This window comes from Deinococcus frigens DSM 12807, assembly GCF_000701425.1.
GTDB classification, from domain to species: Bacteria; Deinococcota; Deinococci; order Deinococcales; family Deinococcaceae; genus Deinococcus; species Deinococcus frigens.
Genome location: NZ_JNIW01000111.1, coordinates 1 through 4,716, shown reverse-complemented (window position 1 = coordinate 4,716; position 4,716 = coordinate 1). Strand labels below are relative to the sequence as shown.

General features: G+C 65.8%; 4 protein-coding genes. All 4 read right to left on the bottom strand.

What is annotated here, in order from left to right:
- The coding region (locus Q322_RS21385) for a phage tail tape measure protein (RefSeq protein WP_034419372.1) at window positions 1-3,274 on the bottom strand (3,274 nt) is incomplete at its 3' end.
- Between the two features lie 199 nt (window positions 3,275-3,473).
- The gene (locus Q322_RS23705; RefSeq protein ID WP_156953183.1) at window positions 3,474-3,647 is read right to left on the bottom strand and encodes a hypothetical protein; all 174 of its coding nucleotides are present in this window, start codon (window positions 3,645-3,647) and stop codon (window positions 3,474-3,476) included.
- A gap of 34 nt (window positions 3,648-3,681) precedes the next feature.
- On the bottom strand, window positions 3,682-4,167 hold the full coding sequence (locus tag Q322_RS23700) for a hypothetical protein (protein ID WP_029479520.1): 486 nt from the start codon (window positions 4,165-4,167) through the stop codon (window positions 3,682-3,684).
- 112 nt (window positions 4,168-4,279) lie between these two features.
- Window positions 4,280-4,716, bottom strand: a 437-nt coding sequence (locus Q322_RS23985) for a hypothetical protein (RefSeq protein ID WP_034419371.1), incomplete at its 5' end; no start/stop codon positions are given.

Below are 4,716 nucleotides of genomic sequence, written 5' to 3'. Positions count from 1 at the left end.
GGGCCTGCCCCGCCACATCGTTCTGATCGGCGAAGGTCTTGAGGTGCGCTGTCGCCTTGGCCCATTTCTGGCCGTCTGGCGTAGCGCCCTGGGGTGCATACTTCTCGATCTGTACGAGGATGCGCCGCGCTTCGGTCATGTAGGCGTCAAAGGTTTTGGTGGTTGCGACGGCGGCTGCTGCTGCGGTTGTGGAAGTGGCAGACGCAGCAGCAGGACCGCCCACAAATGGAATGCTGCGCGGGTCGACAGGCGTGTTGTTGCCCGCCGCATAGCCCATCAAATGCAGGTGGGGGCTTTTCCCGGCAGTGGTGCCAGTGTTCCCCACAGTGCCGATCTGCTGGCCGCGTGTCACGAGAACCTGTTTTGCGCCCCTGGCCAGCGCCGCCTGGATTTCAGCATTGAACTGGTCCAGGTGAATGCCGACCAACCGGTTTCCTGCCGCGTCGGCCAGGTCAAAGACCTTGCCGTTTTTGGCGTCCTCACGGTAGCTGATGCCCCCAGTGAAGGCGGCCTTGATCGGCGTCCCTCGCGGCGCACCGTAGTCAATACCGTTGTGGGTGGCGTTGGCCGACACAGCGCCGTCATGGTGGTAATCCTTGCCGGACACGCCAAAGTCGTTGAGCATCGTGCGCCCAGCCATGCCAATGGCGGCCACAAGTGAGGTGGCCGCCGTTTCCACCCGTTGCTGACCGGGCAGCAGTGGTCCCTGCCCAGTCAGGTTCTGCATCTGGGCCGCGCCGTTTGGTGTGCCCAGGCTCAGCCCCCCAGCCCTGGCCTTCGCCACTGCGGCGTCGATAAAGTCGTCCCACAACTTCTCGTACTTGGGGACGTTGTTCCTGATTTCCTCGTACTGTGCGCGGTCCGCTACGCCGGTGAGCTGGGGCAGCAGGCCGTTACGGGTCAGATCATTCTTAACCATCGTGGCCCGCGCCGCGCCGGTCACTCCGCCGCGCTGCTGACTACTGGCGAGGGCCGCGTCGATCATCTCCTGGCTCGGGACCACAGGAATGGAAAGACCTTCCTTGAGACCCTGCCCCGTGCCCAGCAGGAACTTCATGATCATGGTGGTCAGGTCATCCGAGGCATTGATCTTCAGCGAGAGCTGGATCTCCTTAGCATCCTTGGCGTCATTGGCCAGCCCTAGGAGCTTGTCCAGTTCCTTGACCGTCTTCGTCAGGGTGCCGAAAAAGCCAGTCATCGGTCCCACGAACGACTTGACGAAGGTACCGCCCGCATCGGCCCAGGCAGTTTTCAGGCCCTTGAGGGCGGGCGACAGGCCCTGCTGGAGCGTGGTGGAGTAATTGTCCAGCTCGCCCCGGCTGTCCTTGATCTCGGCCCCATAGGTACGCCATTCACCGGTCAGGTTGATCACGGCGGCGGCGGCGCGGTTGTCCATGATCCCGGACACCACGCGCAGTGCCTCGCCATTCCCGCTCAGCTCGCCAGTGGTCTTGTCGGCGACGATGCCCATGCCGCGCAGCTTTGCGCCCAGGTCCACCATGATGTCGCCCGCCGGACGCGCCTTGCCGTTCAGGTCCTCGGTGGCGATTCCCAGCCCCTTCAGGATGCCGCGAGCCTTCTCGGACGGATCACCCAGGGCGGCAATCGCGGCGCGCAGGCCGTTCGCGCCCACATCGGCGGCGTTCATGCCCTTGTTGTCCAGCTCCACCAGCATGCCCAGCAGGTTGTACATCTCGATCTTCGCCTGCTTGCCGGTACCAGCCACGATGCCCAGGCCCACCGACAGATCGTTGGCCGTGCCTGCGGCGAGGTTGCCGGATTTGGCGAGGTAGTCGCCCGTCTTGGCCGCGTCCAGCACCGTCCCGCCGTACTGGCGGATGTTCTTGAGCAGCAGCCCGGTAGCGTCGTTCAGGTTGATGTTCTCGGCAGCGGCCAGCTTGGCGGATGTCGCCATCAGGGTCAGCGACTCATCCGCGCTCAGGCCCGCTTTTACCGTGTCGGCCAGGGATTCGGTCAAATCAGACTTGGCGAAGCTGTCGCCCACGCTGCCCAGCGAGGTCTTGAGGCTGTTGACCTTCTGTTCCATCGCGCCCAGGTCCTTGACGCCGTTGGCCTGAAGGATGTTCAGCCCGTGCTGGGTCTTCTGGATCTCGCGCAGGCCAGTGGCCCCCAGGGAGACGAAGGCCCCGCCCAGGGTCAGGACGCCCGCCGCGATGGCCCCGAGCGCCAGACCCGCGCCACCTGCTGCCGCCTGGACGCTGCGGAACATGGTCACCACCGCCGCGCCCTGGAAGGCCAGCGCGCCGAACTGGCCGCCCAGCATGGCAAAGCTGTTCACCACCGAACCCGAGAGGCCCGCGTGGTTGATGCTGCCGCCGATGGTGTTGGCCTCGCGGGCCAGGCGTTGCAGCTCGCGGTTGACCTGGCCGAGCTGGCTGGTGGTCAGCTTCCCGGAGGAGGCCAGCGCCTGAAGCCGGGCGATGATCTGAGCGCTGCTGGCGCTGTAGGTGGCCGATGCTGCACGGAACTGCGAGGAGTTGCGGCTGATCCCTGCCGTGGCCGTGTCGAAGGCCGCGCGCATGGCTCCGGCGTCGGTCCGCACTTTCTGGAAGGCGTCGGTATTGATGGACCGCAGCGAGGTGGTCAGTCGGGTCAGGCCGGTGTCCAGCCGCGCAAACTCGGCAGAGCCAGCCGTAGCACCCGCAGCAGCCGTTCGCAGCTTGCCCTGAAGGGCAGTCAGTTCACGCCCGAAGTCAGCCGCCAGGATGTCCCCGCGCTGCCATTTGTTGTTCAGGGCGTCCAGCTCGCCCAGCAGTTGACGGTTGGCTGCCGAGATGCTGCCCGCTCCTGCGCCGCCGCGTCCGCCGCCCGCGCCACCGGCACTGCCCAGGGTACGTAGCTGGCTGATGAGGCTCTGGAGCTTGACGATCTGGATATCGAATTGGCTGTTCAGCAGCGACAGTGCCGTGGTCTGGACCGTCACGCGGTACTGCATGTTCGTTCCGACGGAGGCCAGCAGGCTCTTCAATGTGTTGACGTCGTTCTGCACGGCCTGGGTGTTGCCGAACTTGACGTTGATGTTCACGGTCCGGTTCTGGATACGGCGCAGCTCGGCATCGATGCTGGCCGTTTCGAACTTCAGGCGGACGGTGGCCGTCTTGTCGCGTAGACCCGCCACCACGTCACCCTGACGCTTGATCTGATCCTGCACGGTGCGGATGCGTTCCAGGCTGGAAGCGAACTTCTCCAGACCCGGAACGCCGGAAGCGCGGGAAGCAAGGGTGTAGGTGACCTGTCGGGTTGCTTGCGTCAAGACGGCTCACCTCCTGGGGTGGGCAAAATAAACCGCTCCAGCGAGTGCCGAGGCGAGAAGGCGGGCTTCAACTGCTGATAGACGGCTCACACGGCGCGGAAGCGGATGCTGGGATATGCGTTTTGGCAGCGCCCCCGTCACGCATCAGTCCGGGCCATGTCAACCTCCTGTGGCGACACCGCGCAGGACTGGCCCGCGCTCACTTCTTCGGATCAGCCTTGTGTTCCAGGTCCCACGCTTCCCGGTACATGCCGCGTGCCTGAGAGAACGTCCAGACCGCCTGCTGCCACGCAAGCTGGTCCAGGGTGCAGTGCGCGAGCTGCAAGGCCGGGGAGCCGTAGCCACCCCCGCCCATGCCGCCGCCCTGGCTCATGGCGTGCAGGGTCAGGGCAGCCCGCAGCTCGCGCTCAAGGATGTTTTTCGGCAGGGGCCTCCCGGTCCCACTGGACGATCTCCCGTACCAGCGCCGTCTGGTAAGGGCCAAGGAACTTCGCCGCATCCACGTAGAGCGGTTCCAGCAGCCCCACCTCCAACACGGCCTGTTCCGAGGCGTCCTCCAGGGCCACGCTGTACGCCCGCCATTCGGCGTCGTCGGGCAGCGTGTCGTCGAATAGTTCGGGATCGCCTGCCTTCACGCTGTTGATCTCCGCCTGTTCCAGGGCGGCCCTGGCCTGCTGGTTGTACCAGGCCGCGTACTGGACATAGGCATCCTTGCCCAGCGCCGCAAACAGCAGGTTGGCGCGGATGCGGTCTGCCGCCACGCGGGCCAGCACGAAGCGCAGCGCGCCTGTCGTGCCCGCCTTGACCGGGTGCGCGCTTACGCCGTCGGCATCGGCCAGCAGGTAGACGGTGCGGGTGTTCTGCGCCATCAGGGCGTTCAGGGTGTCAGACATGGAGCCTGCCTTCTTGATTGGTCAGGTGTAGCCCGCGAGGTACACCTGGAAAGCATCCGGTACGCCCCTGGGATAGCGGGCAGCGCGCCGGAAGTCGCGGGCGAGAAGGGGATCAGGCCGTAATGACGCGGATCTGGAAAGGGCTGACACCGGGCGTCTGAGCACGGGCGCGCACCGTCGCCGTGGTCCGCACCCGGCCCGCCGCCACCGGCACCTCGCGGGCGCTGATCTGCACGCTGGCCGTGACCTCGATCAACTTCCCGGCGCGTTCCAGCGTCCAGACCACCGGGATGAACGCCTTGGACTTGCTGGCCGCCAGCAGGTTGGGAAGTGGACGGTTGAAGCCGAACTGGAATTCCACGCCGATGGGATCGGTGCCGGGGCCGAAGCCAGGGATGAACTCCCCACAGGCGGGCAGTCCTTCCACCGGGTTGTAAAAACGCGCCACGCTGGTGCCGTCCGGGCAGAAGGCCGCGCCGTCGAACATGACGGTGTGGTCCAGCCGCCCCAGCCCCCCGCTGTAGCCGGGAATGACCGGCACGGCGGGGG